Source organism: Paenibacillus aestuarii (assembly GCF_027789125.1).
GTDB classification, from domain to species: Bacteria; Bacillota; Bacilli; order Paenibacillales; family NBRC-103111; genus Paenibacillus_E; species Paenibacillus_E aestuarii.
Map to the genome: position 1 here is coordinate 144,891 of NZ_JAQFVF010000092.1, position 17,438 is coordinate 162,328.

At 51.3% G+C, this 17,438-nt stretch carries 13 protein-coding genes and 1 pseudogene; 3 read left to right on the forward strand and 11 right to left on the reverse strand.

What is annotated here, in order from left to right; translation table 11 throughout:
• Window positions 1–12: 12 nt before the first annotated feature.
• Together O9139_RS32590 and O9139_RS32595 are read left to right on the forward strand one after the other, a co-directional pair.
• Complete coding sequence (locus tag O9139_RS32590) at window positions 13–729, forward strand: pentapeptide repeat-containing protein (protein ID WP_270885909.1); 717 nt, start codon at window positions 13–15, stop codon at window positions 727–729.
• Between the two features lie 63 nt (window positions 730–792).
• A pseudogene (locus tag O9139_RS32595) lies at window positions 793–2,329 on the forward strand (DHA2 family efflux MFS transporter permease subunit).
• 193 nt (window positions 2,330–2,522) lie between these two features.
• Here the strand turns inward: O9139_RS32595 and O9139_RS32600 are convergent.
• The 10 genes from O9139_RS32600 to O9139_RS32645 form a co-directional block, all read right to left on the reverse strand.
• Entirely contained in the window at window positions 2,523–3,725 is a 1,203-nt protein-coding gene (locus tag O9139_RS32600; protein WP_270885910.1) for a serine hydrolase domain-containing protein, read from the reverse strand.
• Between the two features lie 180 nt (window positions 3,726–3,905).
• Complete coding sequence (locus O9139_RS32605) at window positions 3,906–4,796, reverse strand: glycoside hydrolase family 43 protein (RefSeq protein ID WP_270885911.1); 891 nt, start codon at window positions 4,794–4,796, stop codon at window positions 3,906–3,908.
• Between the two features lie 32 nt (window positions 4,797–4,828).
• Window positions 4,829–6,484 carry an MGH1-like glycoside hydrolase domain-containing protein gene (locus tag O9139_RS32610; RefSeq protein WP_270885912.1) on the reverse strand — a complete coding sequence of 552 codons (1,656 nt, stop codon included), beginning with the start codon at window positions 6,482–6,484 and terminating at the stop codon, window positions 4,829–4,831.
• Window positions 6,485–6,558: 74 nt separating this feature from the next.
• Window positions 6,559–7,896 (reverse strand): ABC transporter substrate-binding protein, encoded by a 1,338-nt coding sequence (locus O9139_RS32615; RefSeq protein WP_270885913.1) that lies wholly within the window; start codon window positions 7,894–7,896, stop codon window positions 6,559–6,561.
• Window positions 7,897–7,936: 40 nt separating this feature from the next.
• Window positions 7,937–8,776, reverse strand: coding sequence for a carbohydrate ABC transporter permease (locus tag O9139_RS32620; protein WP_270885914.1), 840 nt, complete (start codon window positions 8,774–8,776; stop codon window positions 7,937–7,939).
• A gap of 5 nt (window positions 8,777–8,781) precedes the next feature.
• Window positions 8,782–9,699, reverse strand: coding sequence for a carbohydrate ABC transporter permease (locus O9139_RS32625; protein ID WP_270885915.1), 918 nt, complete (start codon window positions 9,697–9,699; stop codon window positions 8,782–8,784).
• A gap of 75 nt (window positions 9,700–9,774) precedes the next feature.
• Complete coding sequence (locus O9139_RS32630; RefSeq protein WP_270885916.1) at window positions 9,775–11,385, reverse strand: response regulator transcription factor; 1,611 nt, start codon at window positions 11,383–11,385, stop codon at window positions 9,775–9,777.
• Window positions 11,360–13,183 carry a sensor histidine kinase gene (locus tag O9139_RS32635; protein WP_270885917.1) on the reverse strand — a complete coding sequence of 608 codons (1,824 nt, stop codon included), beginning with the start codon at window positions 13,181–13,183 and terminating at the stop codon, window positions 11,360–11,362. The genes O9139_RS32630 and O9139_RS32635 overlap by 26 nt, the downstream gene beginning before the upstream one ends.
• A gap of 165 nt (window positions 13,184–13,348) precedes the next feature.
• On the reverse strand, window positions 13,349–14,302 hold the full coding sequence (locus O9139_RS32640; protein WP_270885918.1) for a DMT family transporter: 954 nt from the start codon (window positions 14,300–14,302) through the stop codon (window positions 13,349–13,351).
• A gap of 68 nt (window positions 14,303–14,370) precedes the next feature.
• Window positions 14,371–15,105, reverse strand: coding sequence for a glycosyltransferase family 2 protein (locus O9139_RS32645; protein ID WP_270885919.1), 735 nt, complete (start codon window positions 15,103–15,105; stop codon window positions 14,371–14,373).
• A 126-nt stretch (window positions 15,106–15,231) separates the two neighbouring features.
• Between O9139_RS32645 and O9139_RS32650 the strand changes: the two genes are divergently transcribed.
• On the forward strand, window positions 15,232–16,542 hold the full coding sequence (locus tag O9139_RS32650) for a nucleotide sugar dehydrogenase (RefSeq protein WP_270885920.1): 1,311 nt from the start codon (window positions 15,232–15,234) through the stop codon (window positions 16,540–16,542).
• 56 nt (window positions 16,543–16,598) lie between these two features.
• On the opposite strand, the gene O9139_RS32655 is transcribed toward O9139_RS32650, so the two are convergent.
• The gene (locus O9139_RS32655) at window positions 16,599–17,318 is read right to left on the reverse strand and encodes a GT-D fold domain-containing glycosyltransferase (protein ID WP_270885921.1); all 720 of its coding nucleotides are present in this window, start codon (window positions 17,316–17,318) and stop codon (window positions 16,599–16,601) included.
• Window positions 17,319–17,438: the final 120 nt, after the last annotated feature.

Below are 17,438 nucleotides of genomic sequence, written 5' to 3' on the forward strand. Positions count from 1 at the left end.
TGGAATATAAATATGAATAACCGCTTAACGAAATATCTGGATGACATTTTCTCGCGTTATGAGGATATCAAGCCGATTCGCGAGCTGAAGGAAGAACTTTCTTCCGATTTGCAAGAGCGGCTGCTGGACTTGAAGAATGAAGGTTTTGACGAAGATGCAGCGTATCAACGGACCATTGCCTCCGTCGGCGAAATTTCCGAGTTAATTGAAAGTATTCACGCGAATACAACGAAGCTGCAGCAAATTGTCGGCATGGATTTCTCGATGAAAAACTTGCAAAATTCCGATTTCAAAGCGATCCGTATGCATGGCGGCAAGTTTAATTACAGCAATCTGCAGGAATCTGATTTCAGCCAATCTGATTTAAAATACTGCACATTCAAATGCAGCAATCTGGATCGCTGCAACTTCGATGGCGCCGATCTGACAGGCGCGGCAATCACCAAGTCCAACTTGAAGGGTGCCAGCTTCGTGGGAAGCATTTTGGATGAGGTGGATTTCGGCTCTTCGGAACTCAGCGGGGTCAACTTTGATAACATGACATTTAAGGGTACGGTTTTCAAACATACAGGACTTCGCGGGACGACATTCCGCAATGCGGTCTTTCATCAAGTCACTTTCAATACGGAAGTGAAAAAGGCAGTTTTCGATGGTGCCCAGATGGATAAAGCCACCTATGCCCTGCTGAAAGGATTTAAGGCCAATTTGGAAAAAGTGACAATTATTTAGTAGGATGTATTTTAATAAGATACACTAATACGACATCAGTGTTAGTAAAGAAAGGGTTTGAATATGACGGCGCAAACCAAAAACAAAGGTATTGGCATTATAATCGCAGGCCTCCTGCTGGGCATTCTCATGGCTTCGATGGATAACACAATCGTTTCAACGGCCATGGGAACGATCGTCGGTGAGCTGGGCGGACTGGACAAATTCGTCTGGGTCACCTCCGCCTACATGGTAGCTGAAATGGCCGGAATGCCGATCTTCGGCAAATTGTCCGATATGTACGGGCGCAAGCGCTTTTTTATTTTTGGCATCCTCGTATTTATGCTTGGGTCTATTCTCTGCGGCACAGCTCACTCCATCATTGAGCTAAGCATCTATCGGGCCATTCAAGGGATCGGCGGCGGCGCATTAGTCCCGATCGCGTTCACCATTATGTTCGACGCGGTACCGCTGGAGGCCCGCGGCAAGCTCGGCGGTTTATTCGGCGCGGTATTCGGCATGTCCAGCATCTTCGGGCCGCTGCTTGGCGCATACATTACTGATTATGTCAATTGGCAATGGGTGTTTTACATCAATCTGCCGCTGGGCATTATCGCCTTTATTTTTATCGCCCTTTTCTATCACGAATCGCACGAGCATTCCAAGCAAAAAATCGACTGGTGGGGCGCTGTCTCGCTGGTCGGCGCTGTAATCTGCCTCATGTTCGCCCTTGAGCTCGGAGGCAAAACGTATGCGTGGGACTCTTCGCAAATCATCGGCTTGTTTGCTGGCTTTGCTCTGCTGACGATCCTCTTCCTGTTGATTGAGCGGAAGGTGTCCGAACCGATTATTTCGTTCGATATGTTCAAAAACCGCTTGTACGCATCCAGCAATTTGGTCGCTATTTTCAGCGGGGCTGCTTTTATTACGGCTTCGGTGTATATTCCGATCTATGTCCAGGGCGTACTCGGCGGAACGGCAACGAACTCCGGCCTGGTGCTCCTGCCGATGATGCTGGGTTCCGTTGTGACTGCGACGGCCGGCGGCTTTTTGATGACGAAGATCAGCTATCGCGCCATTATGATTCCGGCATGTGTCATTCTCGTCGGCGGCACGCTGCTGCTGACCACTTTATCGGCTACATCGCCGCGCTGGCTCGTTACGATCTACATGATCGTCGTCGGCTTAGGCATTGGCGCTTCTTTCTCCGTGCTGAGCAACGCAGCGATTCATCTCTTCGACGCCCGTAAGCGCGGGGCGGCTAGCGCGACGCTCAATTTCTTGCGCTCGCTCGGCATGACCCTGGGGATCACCGTCTTCGGGATCATCCAGAGCCATTCGTTCACGAGCAAGCTGGCTGCAGCCTTTGCTGGCGGCGGCGGGCAAATGCCGCAGGGCTCGCTGACGAGCGATCCGCACAGCTTGCTCGATCCTGCAAAAGCGGCTGGATATTCCCGCGCCGATTCTGGATAAGATTACAGCGGCGTTATCGTCGTCCATCGTGCATACATTTGGTTGGACGGTTCTGCCCGCCGCGCTGGCGCTCATCTGTGCCTTCGCGATGAGCAAGGAAAAGCTGGACCCTGCGCAGCAGGAAGGCCAGCCTTCGGTCGCGCATTAAAAAAAGAAACCAACTGGACGGTGGGTCCAGTTGGTTTCTTTTTTTGCCATGGGCGGGCCCGTGGGCTGAGTCCATGCCTCCGCCAGGCTCCGAAAGCGGCTTTATCCGCTCATTGACGCCCCGGAGATACCTTCACCGGTCTCTAGAGCGGATCTCACGCGTTAGACCCACTGGCGAAGCTTTCACAGTCCCTCTAGAGGCCAGCTCCCGCTGTCACACGCCCGAAGCGCTGCGTCGCCGCAATCAGCTTCGCCACAGCTTCCGCATCCTCGGGCAGCGGTTTGTCCGCGCGCTTCGCCCGGATAATGCTGCTGAGCAGCTGTTCCGGCATTTCCGGGTCGGAGGAGCTCGCCGTCAGCGCGACAATGAGCTGTAGCTCCGGTACAACAAACACCCGCTGGCCGTCTGCTCCCGATGCATAAAAGGCGTCGTACCTTTTCGTATCGCCATCAAAAAGCGCCCGGCTAACAGGCTTGCTCCACCAATAGTAACCGTAGCCGCCCTGCAAACCGTCCCGATGATTCAGGATCACCCGCTTCACCAGCGACTCCTGAATCCATCCCTTCGGGATGATGGTCTTGCCTTCCCACTCGCCGTCTTTCATATACAACAAACCGAGCTTGGCCATATCGCGCGCACTTATGCCGATCGACCAAGAACCAATCGTATGCCCCTGCGGGTCATGATTCCAATTCACGAGACGGATGCCGAGCGGCGCAAACAGCCGCGACTTTGCATAATCGAGCAAAGATTCGCCTGTCGCCTTATGTAAAAGCGCAGACATCAGATGCGCATCGCCGTTGCTGTAATTGAAAGCCATCCCTGGGGCATACTTAGGAGAGTGGTTCAAAATGACTTGCACCCAATTCTCCCCAGCCATCATCGCGTGGGAAGACTGCTCGTTTTCGTTGTTCCACGCAAGCCCCGATGTCATTGAGAGCAAATGTCCGACCCGTACATCGCCTTTCAGCGGAACATTGGACCATTCCGGAAAATAGTCGCTAACCCGCGCCGCTGTAGCGCCAGGTAATTTATTGTCTGCAATAGCTATACCCGTCAGTGCAGAAGTAAAGCTTTTGGTCACCGACTTGACATCCTGCAGACTAATTTCGTTCAAGCCTTCTCTATACGCCTCGGCAACGATGTACCCTTTACGGATTATCACCATGCTGTTCACATTACGTTCCGAAAAAGTGTCGATCGTCTCGGCCAGATGCGCCGAATCCAATCCTTGAGCCTCAGGCGCAGCTGTCCGCCAGCCTTCGGTCGGCCAGTAATGCTCGCTAGCAACCGGTAGGCTTACTTTGGGCTTGACCAAATTCATGTGTCCAGAACCTGCCGCATCAGGTCTGGACGATAATTGACTACCTTGGACATGTTTCCTCTTTTTGTTCACTCCACTCATATCCTCCCGAAAAGTAGTTTCATTATACAACAAATACTACTCCGAAGTTATGAACGAATTATGTCCTATACCTTAATCAAATCTAAATTTAAGCTTAAAATAACCTTAATTTTCCTTTTGCAAAATGAAGCCCGCCCTCCCTGAGATCACCTAGCCAGGCAAAGCACTTTTTCATGAATGATCGATTCTTAACATACCGTTCTCTTCTTTAATTGGCAGAAATAAAGGGCGTTCGTTCGGCGTCTTGTTCGGCGTATGAATCGCCAGCATGAGCGTTCCCTCAAGCGTGCGAAATACCATCGCATGACCGCCGTCATTGCGATACAAAGCCTGCTCCTCATGCTCCCACGGGCCAAGCACGGAACCGCTTGGCGATTTGGCGATGCCAAGCGCATACGTATTGTCGATGAAGCTCGCCCACAGCATAAGCAGTCCGCCTTCGGATGAACGCAGCAGAAAAGGACCGTCCGTTACGTAATTGTCTTGATTGTTATATTTTTCTGCGCGGAATGATGTCGGCCATGGCGCTTCAGAAGCGCTGAACAACCGCACAGGCTCTCCGATCGCACAGCGAAGCTCGGCATCGAGTCTTACTGCGCACACTTCTCCGTCTGCGACCTGCTGCCACTCATGGCAAAATACCATCCACGGATCACCGTTATCATCTACGAATAAAGTGCCGTCGAGTGAGCTCCAGTCCTGCGGGGTTACCGGACCGTCGCTGTGCGGCACGAATGGCCCCAGCAACTGATCCGATTTCAAAACAGCAGTCCCCAACAAATGATTATCCTTCCGTCTGAAAGTAGCAAACATATAATATTTACCGTTATATGCATAAACTTCAGGCGCCCAGAAATTCGTGTCCGAGTAAAATTGCGGATCAGGGCGAAATACCGGAAACGGGCCCTCCCACGTCTGCAGATCGGCTCCGACGTAAGCGTCAAAGCCAGTTCCTTTCCCCCAAATATTTTGATCCGTACTGCCGAATAAATAATATTTCCCTTCAGATTTCACCGGAACCACGTAAGGGTCGCGAATTTGTAAATTTTTATTTTCCACCATGTACTTCAGCCTCGCTTTTCATTAACCTTCTTCTATTCATAGGTAGGCGCAATAACCCCAATATCTTTTACACTTTGAAACGTTCCATTTCTGTACGCCAAATGCTCGTTGCCTTTAATCCGGATGGATAGCTCCTGCCCTTCATAGTGAACAATACCTTCAACCGTACGCACCGTCATCCCGATCAAAGCTTGAAGACGGCCCTCTCTGTCGGTCACAACGCGAACGCCATGCGGCCAAACCAGATGCTCCACCTCGTTACGATAAATGGTCGAAGCCTCCCGCGTATTCACCAGCTCATAGCGAATGCCATCCACCGTGCGGCTGTACGCCGTTGCTTCAGCAAGCTCTTCCCCGTGATCCATTGCATACGGGAGCAGACCTGTGAACCATAGACGGCCATCAAGTCTTGGCATAATCCCGCACAGCCGCTCGACATCATCGATCAGGCAGAGCAGCGCCGGCGAATACGCCTCCGTGAAGCCTTCTTTGCCCGTCCACGGACTGAGTGTTTGCCCGAACCGGGTCATATTCGCCATCGCAGACAAGATCGGCTGCATCACCCAAGTCAGTTCTACATACCGGTCATGGTGTTCAAAAGCGTGCGGAGCCCGGATGATGCTTAAAAAATTAGAAGGGCCGGCCCAACTGTTGTAACTGGAGGATGGATCGAAGCGAGGATCGTCCATAGCGATCGACGTAAACGGATATTTAGCGAAAAACTTCCTCGTGTTCAACAAATAACTGCGCAGCGACTCATCGAAAAACGCCTGATCGCCAACTTCGCAGGCAAGCACGCGCAGCAGCACATCCGATTGCACACGCACGAATTCATCATTGCGATCCACATCGTAAAAGAAACGATCCTGCTCATCAAAGCAATGGGCGAATAAGCTGTGCAAGCTTTCCTCCGCTTTGGCGCGCCAAACGTCGCCGTTCTCGCCTAACTCCTCGGCCATGAGCGCCAAATACGTTCGCTGGCAGAACACATTCGCCGTTAGATCAGGCGCGAGGAACGGCAAAATCGGTGAATCCGGATAGCATAGGCGCGAATCATTCAAATGCGGCGTATCCGGCACATGCCAGAAACGCGGGGACAAGTCATGCCCCGTATCAAACGTGCCAAAGGCTTCCACACAATTCGTCCCGCGCGTATTCCGGTAGGCGGCCAGCCACGCGTCATGCCGGACCATGGCCTCATACATGGTTCGCAAAAAATCCCGAGTGCCCCCGTGAAGCTTGTAGTGGTGCCAAACGCACCTGGCCAGCGGTGTCACCATCTGAATTTGCCGGTAGGCGGCGCCGCCTGCGGTAATTTTGTACGGCAGCTGCCCATCTTCACGCTGATATTCGGCGAATTTACTATACGTAGTCTCCGATACTGATGGCAGAAACCGTGTCAGCAGCTCGGCGTTGATCGTGCCTGTGCTTTCCATCCAGCAGCCCAAATAAATGCCGCCTTCATGCAGGATCGGCGCTTCTCCGAGCGTGGGCACGATGCAATCCAGCAGCTTGCCGATCGCGGTGTAATAGACGCTCTCCAGCTTGTCGCCGCCGCTTGTGGCAAATTTCACGCCTGAACGTTTCCACTCGTCAAGGACAACGGAATCGGACGGCTTCTTCAGCTCCCCTATGCTATGTTCAAGCTCGATTCCGCGAAGTCGATTCAATACGGAAGATTCATTCATCTCGTCAGCCTCTTTTCTGCGTTGAGCAAAGAAGCAGACTGCCGCTCGGCAGCCCGCTTCTTGAGCAAGCTTCATTATTTATTGTTATTGAAAATTTTCACAGTACCGCTATAGAAATCCTCTACGCCTTTGTTGACATCTTTCTTGCCGAAGCCGATTTCCTGCACCGTCGTCTCGAACAGCTTCGAGAACTCCGTGAAGCCCGGAGGGTTGTAGCTGATTTTAAACGATTCCTTCTTCGTCGCTTCAGATACGCGGCTCGTATAGTCGTAGATGATCTGCTCCACCGGATTCGCATCTTTTTTCAACAAATCGCGCATTTTGGACGTAACGGGAACACCGCGGTCATTGCCCAAAATTTTGGCTGCATCTGGATCATTGATGAAGTAGTTCATCAGCATGGCGACTTCTTTCGGATGCTTCGTCTTCGCGTAGCCCGACAAGCCTTGGCTGGATTCGAAAACAACACCAGTACCTTTCGGACCGCGCGGCAGCTGCACAAGCGCCAATTTGTCCTGGATCAAATTCTGATGCGCGACAAGCTGGTTCGAGGCGAGCAAGCTCATGGCCACTTTGCCGGTCACGACAAGCGATTTGCTCGTATCAGAGGCCGGGTTGGAGACCGCCAATTCAGGGGTAACAACACCGCCGTCTTTTGTCATTTTATCCCATAGTTGGAACCATTCCAGCGCATCCTGTTTCTCAAAGCCCAGCTTGCTGTTGTCCATATCATAGAGCTGTTTGCCCCGCTGCTTAAGGAAAATGTCCATGCCATCCACGGTGAAATTGTAGGTTCCGAAAACATCCTTACCAAGCTTTTGCGATATTTCCTTGCTGATCCGGCCATAATCATCCCAGCTCCAGCCATCCTGCGGAACCGGCATGCCGGCCTTTTTGAACAGCTCCGTATTCACCACAATCCCGCGGGCATTCGCTCCGGCAGATACGTGCAGCAGTTTGTTTTTAAACGTGCCGTATTCAATCATCGTTTTGTCCATATCGCTGAGGTCCAGCTCTTTACCTACATACGGGTCAAGCTCGAGCAGCACGCCTTTGTTGGCGTAGTCGACGACGTTGCCGCCAAGGAAGAACACGTCCGGCGCCGTTCCAGAAGCAAGCTGCGTATTCAGCTTGTCGAAATAGCCTGAGCTCGGTGCGAACTCGCCGACAACTTTGATGTTCGGGTTCTTCTCTTCGAATTTGCGCAGCGCTTCGTTCGTTTTATCCGCCCTTTTTTGATCGCCCCACCACATGATCCGCAGTTCAACAGACTCTGCCTTGGTGTCTTTGCCGCCAACCGCCGCAGCTGCACCAGGTGTGCTATTCGCCGGACTGCTGCCGGTCCCGGATGAACAAGCGGTCGTAACCGCCATCATAATCGCCATCGAAGATACGAGTAAACGTTTTTTCATGTGCTTGTCTCCCCCAAAGTGTAAATTCGTAAGCTTCTGCTTATTTCAAGCCTGTCGTCGCAATGCCATCGAGGAAATACTTTTGGAACGACAGGAAAATCGCCATAATCGGCACCAGCGATAAGACAGACATTGCCAGCAGCGCGCCCCAATCGGACGCTCCCGAAGGATCGAACAACGAGCGGATGCCCAGCTGAACGGTGAAAAGCTTAATATTGTTCAAATAAATCATTTGACTGAAGAAATCGTCCCATGTCCAAATGAACGTAAAGATCGCTGTCGTGATCAACGCTGGAACCAATAGCGGCATGATAATCCGAAAATAAATCTGCCCTTGTCCGCAGCCATCGATGGTTGCGCTTTCATCCAACTCTTTCGGGATACCGCGAATGAATTGCACCATCAGGAGGATGAAGAATGAGTCGTGAGCGAGCCATTTTGGCATAATCAACGGCAAATAAGTGTTAATCCACTCCAGCTTATTGTAGATGATGTATTGCGGAACTAAGGTAACGTGATAAGGAAGCATGATGGTCACCAGCATAAGGCTGAACCAGAGTTTTTTGAAACGGAATTCCAGTCTGGCAAAGGCATATGCCGCAAACGAGCAAGTGATAATGTTCCCCAGCACCGAAAGCACCGATATTTGCGCAGAATTGAGGAAAAAGCGGCCGAATGTCGTGCCTTGGAGACCTTTCCAGCCATTAACGTAATTGGCGAAAGTCACTTCTTTGGGCCAAAGGCTCGTGTCGGAGAAAATCAGCTGATTCGGCTTAATGGAGCTGCTTAGCAGCCAAAGCACCGGATAAAGCATGAGCAGCCCGAAGGCAATGATCAGCGCGTGCTTGACGACACGGATATAATTTGCTCTTACAGCCATCCTCGTCACCCCCTCTCATCCTTGCCGTCGCCGTAAAATACCCAGTATTTCGAGGTAATGAACACGACAGCGGTCAAGATGCCGATAATGACGAGCATGATCCAAGCCAGCGCGGATGCATAGCCCATATCGAAGAAGGAAAACCCTTTCAAATACAAGTACAGCGTATAAAACAGCGTCGAGTCGACGGGTCCTCCACGTCCGTCACCGATGACATAACCAGGCGTGAACACTTGGAAAGAATTGATGATGCTCATGACCAGATTGAAAAAAATAACCGGTGACAGCAGCGGCAGCGTGATTTGGAAAAACTGGCGCACTTTTCCCGCTCCGTCCACCTGCGAAGCCTCATAGAGATCAGCGGGCACTTGCTTCAAGCCGGCGAGAAAAATAACCATCGCCGATCCGAACTGCCAAACGGACAATGTCACGATCGTGTACAAAATATAATCGGGATGAGCGACCCAGGATGGTCCCTTAATGCCGAACCAGCTGAGCGCCTGATTGAACAGACCGTCGCCGTCAAAAATTTTCCGCCATACGATCGCAATCGCTACACTGCCGCCAAGCAGGGAAGGAATATAGTAGACGGTTCTGTAAACACCTAGTGCACGGATGCCCTTATTTAGCGCCATGGCCACCAGCAAGGCAAAAATGAGGCGCAACGGTACGGACCAGATGACGTACTGAAACGTCACGGCTAGCGAGTGGTAGAACAATTTGTCCTCCGAGAAAATTTGGGCGTAGTTATCGAACCCCAGCCATCTCGGTGCGTTCAATAAATTGAACTTGGTAAGCGACAGATAGAACGAGCCAAGCATAGGCCCTAAGGTGAGACAAAAAAAGCCGAGCAGCCAGGGCAGCAAAAACAGGTATGCTGTGCGATTTTGCTGCCACTGGATTGATTTACGCAGTGTTTGCATGGAAGCCGCCTCCCGTCATGAGTATCTTTGAAGTAAGTAAGATCATCATAAAAGATATTGTGACGGGCATGAATGCTATTTTTTCGGCAATCCGCTTATAATTTTTTCAGGTAACTTTTGCCGGAATTCGGAAGGCGATACTCCGTACATTTTTTTAAATTTGGCGCTGAAGTAGCTGGCATTGGAAAAGCCGGTCAGTTCGGCAATGTCCCATAAGTTTAGGCTCGTCTCCTGCAGCAAATGGCTGGCTTCCGCCATGCGCACATCGGTCATATACTGCACGAAAGGTTTACCCACATTGGCTTTGAACAGCTCGGAGAAGTAAGTCGGATTATAGTTAAACCTCTCGGCAAGCATGGTTAAATTGAGATCATACATATAATTCTCGTCAATGTACCTCTTCGCTGATTGAATGACGGAGCTGTCAGAGTCCTCTGGTTCGACTTCTACGCTGCGACTGATTTTGGAAGCCAATCTGGATAGAAAATGCTCCGCCTTCTCCACCGTATCGAGACTGCGCACATACTCAGGCAATAGCCACAGCTGGTCCGCACCCTCCAGCGGAATTCGTGCTGCATACGCCATGGCGTCCAGCAACAAATAGAGCTGTAGGATCAGCTTCACAAAGCGGGCCTTCGATTCCAGGAACGCATCCTTTAATTCCTTGCGGACCAGCTCCTGAAAAAGCAGGAACTCACCCTTGGCCAAGCTGCGCTGAATCACCTTCAGCGATTCCTCGGCCAACGCGGACCTGCCTGCGGTTCCCTGCTCGACCGTACCGCTAAGCTCCATTTCCTTTAAATTCCAATCGAGCAATGCGGATACGAATCCTTCCTTCCACTGCTCCAGCACCGCCACTGGCTGCCCCATGCCAACAACGGGCTGAAACCCCAAATGTTCGGCCACACAGGCACGGAGTTCATCGGCAAACTTCCACGGATCGCTCTCACTTTCTTTCACAATGAAGTGCATTAGACTCGGATAGTTGGCATCGCGAAACACCTGCGGCTGCACAGGCGAAGCCTCGGCGAACTCTCTGCACATCAATTCGAACGGCATGCGAAGCTTTTCCGGCGAGCGTTCAAGCGAGGCAGCATGTCCAGACCGCTCGATCAGACCTGCGGTCAAGAAGCGGACACGGTCCGCCTCCCAGCTGTCCAGTTGAAAAAGCTTGGCCCGCTCGCGGACCATCCGCTCCTGCTCCCCGAACTCATCCTTGACAAGCTGGACGATAAAATGCTCCTTCATCTCCTTATAATACTGGCTCAGCCGCCACTGGATGGCTGCCTGCTGATCCTGATTGCTTCGTTGATTGTCGAGTTCCTTCTTCACTTGCAAGAGCGCTGTCTTCAGTTCCTCGCGGGAGACGGGCTTCAGCAAGTAATCACGCGCATGATGGCGCACGGCCGCTTTGGCATAATGAATATCCTCGTACCCAGTCAGGACAATCACTTTCAACAACGGATATTGCTCTTGGCAAGCCTCCAAAAAAGTAACGCCATTCATCACCGGCATATTCATATCCGTGATGACGATATCAATTGCCTCGTTCGCCAGTACAGCAAGCGCCTCCGTCCCATTGGCGGCCTCACCCGCTATCGTTAACCGCAGTTCCGTCCAATCCACCTTCAAAAGCAAACCTTGGCGAATCTCAGGTTCATCATCCACAATCAGTACGCGATACATCTTGAAGTCCTCCTCCCGGCATAGGCAGTATGAGTGCAAGGCAAGTTCCTTGACCCGGCTCAGCATCGATCTGAAAAGCAAACCGCGCGCCGTAATACAACCGGCACCTGCCAAGCACATTGCGCAGCCCGATTTGCTTGGATCGGCTTCGCAGCAGATCGGCAAACTGGGGATTAGCTGACTCCGCTTGCAGCTGTTCCACCATGTCGGCCGCAATGCCCGGCCCGTTATCCCGAACGACCAGGTGAACCGCATCGCGATCCCGCTGGACACGGATGAACACCTTCGCTTCCGGCTGCTGGGCGAAACTGTATTTGACTGCATTTTCGATAAGCGGTTGTAAAATAAATTTGGTGACCTCCAGCCGGTCAAGCTCACCTTCCTCTTCCAGCTCGATTTGCAGCTTATCGCCAAAACGGATTTTCAAAATGGATATATAATAACGCGCATACATGACTTCCTCTTTGAGCGCAATCACATCGTCGCTAATGCGCAGCGAAAAACGCAGCATTTTACCCAAGGCATGAATGACATCTACCGTATCGTCCGTGCGCTTCTGCATCGCCAAGCTGCTGAGCAGCTCGAGCGTATTAAACAGAAAATGCGGATTAATCTGCATCAGCAGCGCTTTGTACTCGGCCTGCTGCCTGAGCAGCTTGTGCTCGAACTCCGTCTTGATATGGTAGCGAAGCTGACTCACCATGTTGCGGAACGTCAATGTTACGTAGCCAACCTCGTCATGCACACGTGTGTCAGGTTGAATCCGCTGTTCCGCACCAGCAAAGTCGCCCTTTTGCACATAGCGCATTGCTGAAGCTAGGCGGGACAACGGCTTGGTGATCCCATGCGACAGCCACGTGGCCGCCGAGATCGCGAGGACAAGCAGCACGATGGCTAACATAAGCATCGAGTTGCGTAGCTTGTTCAGCTTGGCGAACAGATCCTCCTCCGAGACGACGCCGACGAGTATCCAGTTGTTGAGCTTTAGCTTGGTATAGACCAGCACCTCACTGGACGCGCGTACATTTTGCAAATAAATAACTCCCTGTTTCTCGGGATTGTTGCGGATCGCTGCGATTTGAGCGGCAGCCTCCGGATGAGTAGCGTATTCCCGCTGACCTAGTATGGGCTGTCCATTCTGATCTAGCAAAAAGATCGTTCCTTGCTCTCCCAGATGGATCCGATTCAAAGGCTCCAGAAAGAAATCTGCACTGACATTCACTTTCATCATCGTTCTCGCCTTCGTCGGCTCAAACGTGCCGATCGGCATCAGCAGCGAGACGACTTGATTGGGGTTGGAACGGCTCGTTTCGACAGGGTCGTCATGCGCTGGCGCCCATTGAATGCCTCGCTGCATAAAGTCGGTATACCACTGCGAATTTTTAAAATGGGTATCGGCCGCGATCTGATTATACGCGCTGACCCACAGCCCTTCCTGGCGGTAAACGGTTACAGATGAAACGCTGGAATAGCTGTTGGTCGTTTGCGTCAGAAATTGGCTCATGTTAATATTGGCCAGCATTTTTTCGCCAGCGGATAAGGCAGGATCGGATAAGGCCGTATCCCAAGTTTTCGTTCTGTCGCTGTTGAACACAATCGATGACAAGTCATAAATATGGCTGAGCGCCATGTTGACGAACGAGCTGTACTCGTCCATTTTCTCAAAGGCGGATGACTCGATATAGGAACGAATCATCGACCTTGATTCATGAAATAGGAGAAGCGACATCGTCCCGAACGAGAAGACGAGCAGAAGCACGAAGAATACGATTAAGCGTCTTTTGAACGAATACAGCATAAGCATCCCCTCATTGTCCCATGCGTGCGGTTTTTGTACATTATAGACCACCTCAAAGTGAAAGGGAATGAGAAATTGCGGGGATGCATGATGCCAAATGGAAAAATATGGATTAACAGGCCATTTATCCGCAAGCCGATATTCATGTCGACGTGCAGACGACCATCAATTACGGGATGATCCGTTAAGGTTGACTTCAAGCGGCAGCCTCCCGCTGCCTTGCGCCTGGTAACGCTTGACGGCTGCATTCGTGACATAAACGCCGGCGACAATAAGCACAGCGCCAATGCCATGGTACATATGCAGCGACTCACCTGTGAAACTCGTTGCAAATATCGCGCTAAAGAGCGGAATCAAGTTTAAAAAGCCCGCACAGCGTTGCGGACCGGCCAATTCAATCGCCCGATTCCAGGATAAAAAGGCGATCAATGAGGCAAACAGCCCGATATAGACAAGTCCGGCAACAAGCCCGGGGCTAGCGTTGATAGACGGGGCTTTCACGGCTAGTTCGAGCGCTGAGAGCGGAATGAGGACGATGAGGGCAACCGTCACCTGCGCCAGCAGGAAAGGCGTCGACGGAAATCGGCCTGCCGCTCTCTTCATCCCGACGGAGTACAGTGCCCAGCATAGGATCGCCAGCAGCATCAAGAGGTCCCCTTGATTGAAGGACAGCGTCAGCAGCGCATGCAGGCTTCCCCTTCCGATGATCCAGAATACGCCGAGCATCGAAATGACAATGCCAGGCAGCGCTGGCCAGGCAAAGCGCTCTTTCATGATCGCCGCAGCTAGGATGACGACGAGAATCGGTGTCGCCGAGTTCATCAGCGAGGCGTTGATCGAGCCTGTAAATTGCACCGCGGCATAGGTCAATGTGTTAAATCCGGCAACGCCTGTCAGGGATAAGAAGACGAGCATTTTCCAGCTTTTCGCCCATTCACGGCGCAAAAGCCAAACCTGCTTGCCGCAAAACGGCAGTAAACAGACGAAGGCCAAGCCCCAGCGTATCGCCGCCAGCGTCAACGGCGGGATCTGGGCGACCAGCGCTTTGCCCGCGACGAAGTTGCCTCCCCATATGCAAGCTGCCACAATCAGTAAGACGTACGGTGAACGTTTGAACATAACAGCAAGTGCCCCTCTCATGGAAGATTAAAGTACCCCCATGATAACACAAGTCGCGCCTTCCGGGTTCACAGCTTTTGGATAGCTCGTACGGGCCGGTTGACATAACGCTTGAAGTTGGTCGTCCGGATTCGTTTGGAACTTTTTTCCGCAAACAGCTCTTTCTCGGATATTTGCCACGTATGGGAACTGCGGTCGATTCTGCGGAAGGCGGCAAAATTGTAACTCGAGGTGCAGTACAGCTTGAAGCCCTTCCTGAGGCAGGCCTGCAAAAAGCGCGCATCGCTCCCCCGCTTGACGCGGACGAATCGGACCCGCTTAAACACGCGGCGGTGAAACATGATCGTCGCCCCGGCAATTCGTTTGCATCGTGTATAAGAGCTGGCCGATGGTCTGCGCAGCAGTAATGTTTTTCGATGCGGAAAATAAAGGAAATATGACTTTTTGCCGACGACGTCGGCCTTCGTGCGCCGGAACAACCGCATCGCTTCCGTCAAATACTTCGGCCCATAATAATCGTCGTCGTCGAATTTGGCGAGATAGTCGTATTTCGCGCGCGTCACAGCAAAATTCAAACATTGGCCCAGTGTTTTGTGTTCAGGAAGCTGATAGATCCGCACATTCGGGTACTGGCTTGCGCGTTGTTGATATGCAGCGAGATTCATCGCATCGTTATTCAAAATGATCATCAGCTCTTTGTCTCGCCAATTTTGGCTCGCATAGTTCTCAAACACTTTATCGATATACGAGAAACGCATCGTCACAGTGATCACCGTGACACCTTGTGTATGCAGCTTGCTCATAGAATTGATTTCACCTCACTCTCTGAAAATAGTTAAACTGACCCTGTCATAGGTCGTGCTCTTTCCTATCAATCCTTAATATTTTATAGAGATGTAAGTTCTACTCATAGAAGGGAGACTCTTAGAATGTTGGGAGAGAAATACACCGTAACAAAGACAGGCAAAATTGGCATTATCGGCCTTGGATTCGTAGGTCTTCCCTTGGCACTAGCTTTTATTCGCAAAGGTTTCCAAGTCATTGGCATAGATGTGGACGAACCGAAACTAAAGATGCTGCGAAGCAAGAAGAGTTACTTAACCGATATTGAAGATGCGGAGATTGCTAGCGTCCTGACTGCTGGCTCGCTTAGCGTATCGAATTCTTATGCACAGCTGAAAAACGTTGAAAATGTCATTATATGTGTGCCGACACCGCTGACCCCCGAGCATACGCCGGACCTCGGTTATTTAACGTCAACTTGCAACCGGTTATTTCCATATTTACAAAAGAATCAATTAGTCGTCCTGGAGAGTTCGACGTTCCCCGGTACGACCAAAGAGGTCGTGCAGCCTATTTTGGAAAACAGCGGCCTCCGCGCAGGGATTGACTTCTACTTAGCCTATTCGCCGGAACGAATCGACCCGGGTTCCAAGCAGCTCAGCTTGGAGCAAATCCCGAAAGTCGTCAGTGGGCTTACAGCCCAATGCTTGAAACTAATCGTCACTTTATACAGCCAAGTGTTCGATCAAGTCGTCCCCGTCTCCACGACGGAAACGGCGGAAACGACCAAACTGCTGGAAAATACGTTCCGCTTGGTCAATATTTCTTTCATCAATGAATTTGCCCAAATCTGTCATGCCTTACAGGTGGATGTGTGGGAAGTCATTGCAGCAGCCAGTACAAAACCGTACGGGTTCACCCCTTTTTACCCGAGCGCCGGCGCCGGAGGGCATTGTATTCCGGTTGACCCTCTATATCTGCAATGGAGCGCCGTACAGCTTGGCATGCATAGCCAATTTATTGAACTTGCCCATCGCGTCAATGAATCGATGTCAGGTTATATTTGGGGGCAGCTTAAAACTTATCTCCTTCAGCAAAAGCCTTTTTCCAAGCCCAGCGTCCTCATCTATGGTGTCACTTATAAGCGAGATACCCCTGATATCCGGGAATCCACAGCGCTTCCGCTGATAGCCCTCATGCTGAGGGACGGTGTTCATGTCAACTACCATGATCCGTTGGTGCCGCAGCTGCAAGTAGCCGGAACGACGCTTCACAGCACAGACCTCACTAAAGAGGCGCTGCGAGAATCTGACTGTGTGCTGATTCATACCGATCATACGGCCATTCCCGTCTCGTTCCTGCTTGCGCACGCTTCTCTCATCTATGACACCCGCAACGCGATGAAAGACAAGACAGGCAGCGCTACCGTCATTAAGCTTGGGGGCGGCTACGCATGAAACTGACTTGGAGACTTTGTTGGCGAAGGAAGTAGAGGTTGCCATTCAGCTTTGGATCAGAGTTTGGGTTTAGACATTGCTTTGGTGCGAAGAAAACGGGGCGCTTTGCCGAAGTCGAGGGCGACCTTGCCGGTTAATTGCGCGATTTGGGGTGCAAGGATCACGGCATTTATCCCGCACGATATCAGAGCGATGTCAAACGAATGCCGCATAGCGGTGACTTGCTTTAATGTTTGGTTGATTTGTCCGTAATCGGAAAAACGAATCGTTCGGGTCACTTTAAGATGATGTGGGGGGCGCTCCAACAGCGACTTGATGTGGCGCGGATTTTTATTCAGGATCAGTATGCGTCTGCCTTTCAAAAGCTGATAAAACTTTGGATTTTGAGGCATCATCCGATTGGCGCAGGCATGGCAGGTGAACGCCGGATGCAAGCCGTAATGCTTGAACAATTGATTGGTCAGCCTTCTTTTTAAATAAGCCGGCGCCTTAATCGTGGTGTCATTTGTGGGGAGAATGCCGACGATGGTGGCAGCGCGAATCGAGCGCACGATCTGATCTCTGGCTTTCAAATTCGGGAGTGTCACGCCCTTTTGCCCTCTTCTGGACTTGTGCGCCCATGGCTCACGCATTACTTTTTTAATCGGCCAGATCGACTTTTGCGCCAGGACAATATTTTCGCCGTCGCCAATTCTTACTAAGGATAACGGTCTTTTTTGATCCAAAGCCTGCTCAATGCGCCTCAAGACGTCGGGGAGAAACAAATAGGTGGACATTCCATTCCCTCTTTTCCATTCAGTCCTTTCATCCCCACAGTATATGAAGCCCGCCTTTCAAGAGGATGGGCATTAACCGAAAATAGGAGCCCGCTCTGAACCGCATCCTTCACCCGTTCA

Coding starts and splice junctions, on each gene's coding strand:
- O9139_RS32605 (WP_270885911.1), bottom strand. CDS start 4,796: ATGGTGGAAAATAAAAATTTACAAATTCGCGACCCTTACGTGGTTCCG.
- O9139_RS32630 (WP_270885916.1), bottom strand. CDS start 11,385: ATGTATCGCGTACTGATTGTGGATGATGAACCTGAGATTCGCCAAGGT.
- O9139_RS32610 (WP_270885912.1), bottom strand. CDS start 6,484: ATGAATGAATCTTCCGTATTGAATCGACTTCGCGGAATCGAGCTTGAA.
- O9139_RS32635 (WP_270885917.1), bottom strand. CDS start 13,183: ATGCTGTATTCGTTCAAAAGACGCTTAATCGTATTCTTCGTGCTTCTG.
- O9139_RS32620 (WP_270885914.1), bottom strand. CDS start 8,776: ATGGCTGTAAGAGCAAATTATATCCGTGTCGTCAAGCACGCGCTGATC.
- O9139_RS32650 (WP_270885920.1), top strand. CDS start 15,232: ATGTTGGGAGAGAAATACACCGTAACAAAGACAGGCAAAATTGGCATT.
- O9139_RS32615 (WP_270885913.1), bottom strand. CDS start 7,896: ATGAAAAAACGTTTACTCGTATCTTCGATGGCGATTATGATGGCGGTT.
- O9139_RS32625 (WP_270885915.1), bottom strand. CDS start 9,699: ATGCAAACACTGCGTAAATCAATCCAGTGGCAGCAAAATCGCACAGCA.
- O9139_RS32655 (WP_270885921.1), bottom strand. CDS start 17,318: ATGTCCACCTATTTGTTTCTCCCCGACGTCTTGAGGCGCATTGAGCAG.
- O9139_RS32640 (WP_270885918.1), bottom strand. CDS start 14,302: ATGTTCAAACGTTCACCGTACGTCTTACTGATTGTGGCAGCTTGCATA.
- O9139_RS32590 (WP_270885909.1), top strand. CDS start 13: ATGAATAACCGCTTAACGAAATATCTGGATGACATTTTCTCGCGTTAT.
- O9139_RS32645 (WP_270885919.1), bottom strand. CDS start 15,105: ATGAGCAAGCTGCATACACAAGGTGTCACGGTGATCACTGTGACGATG.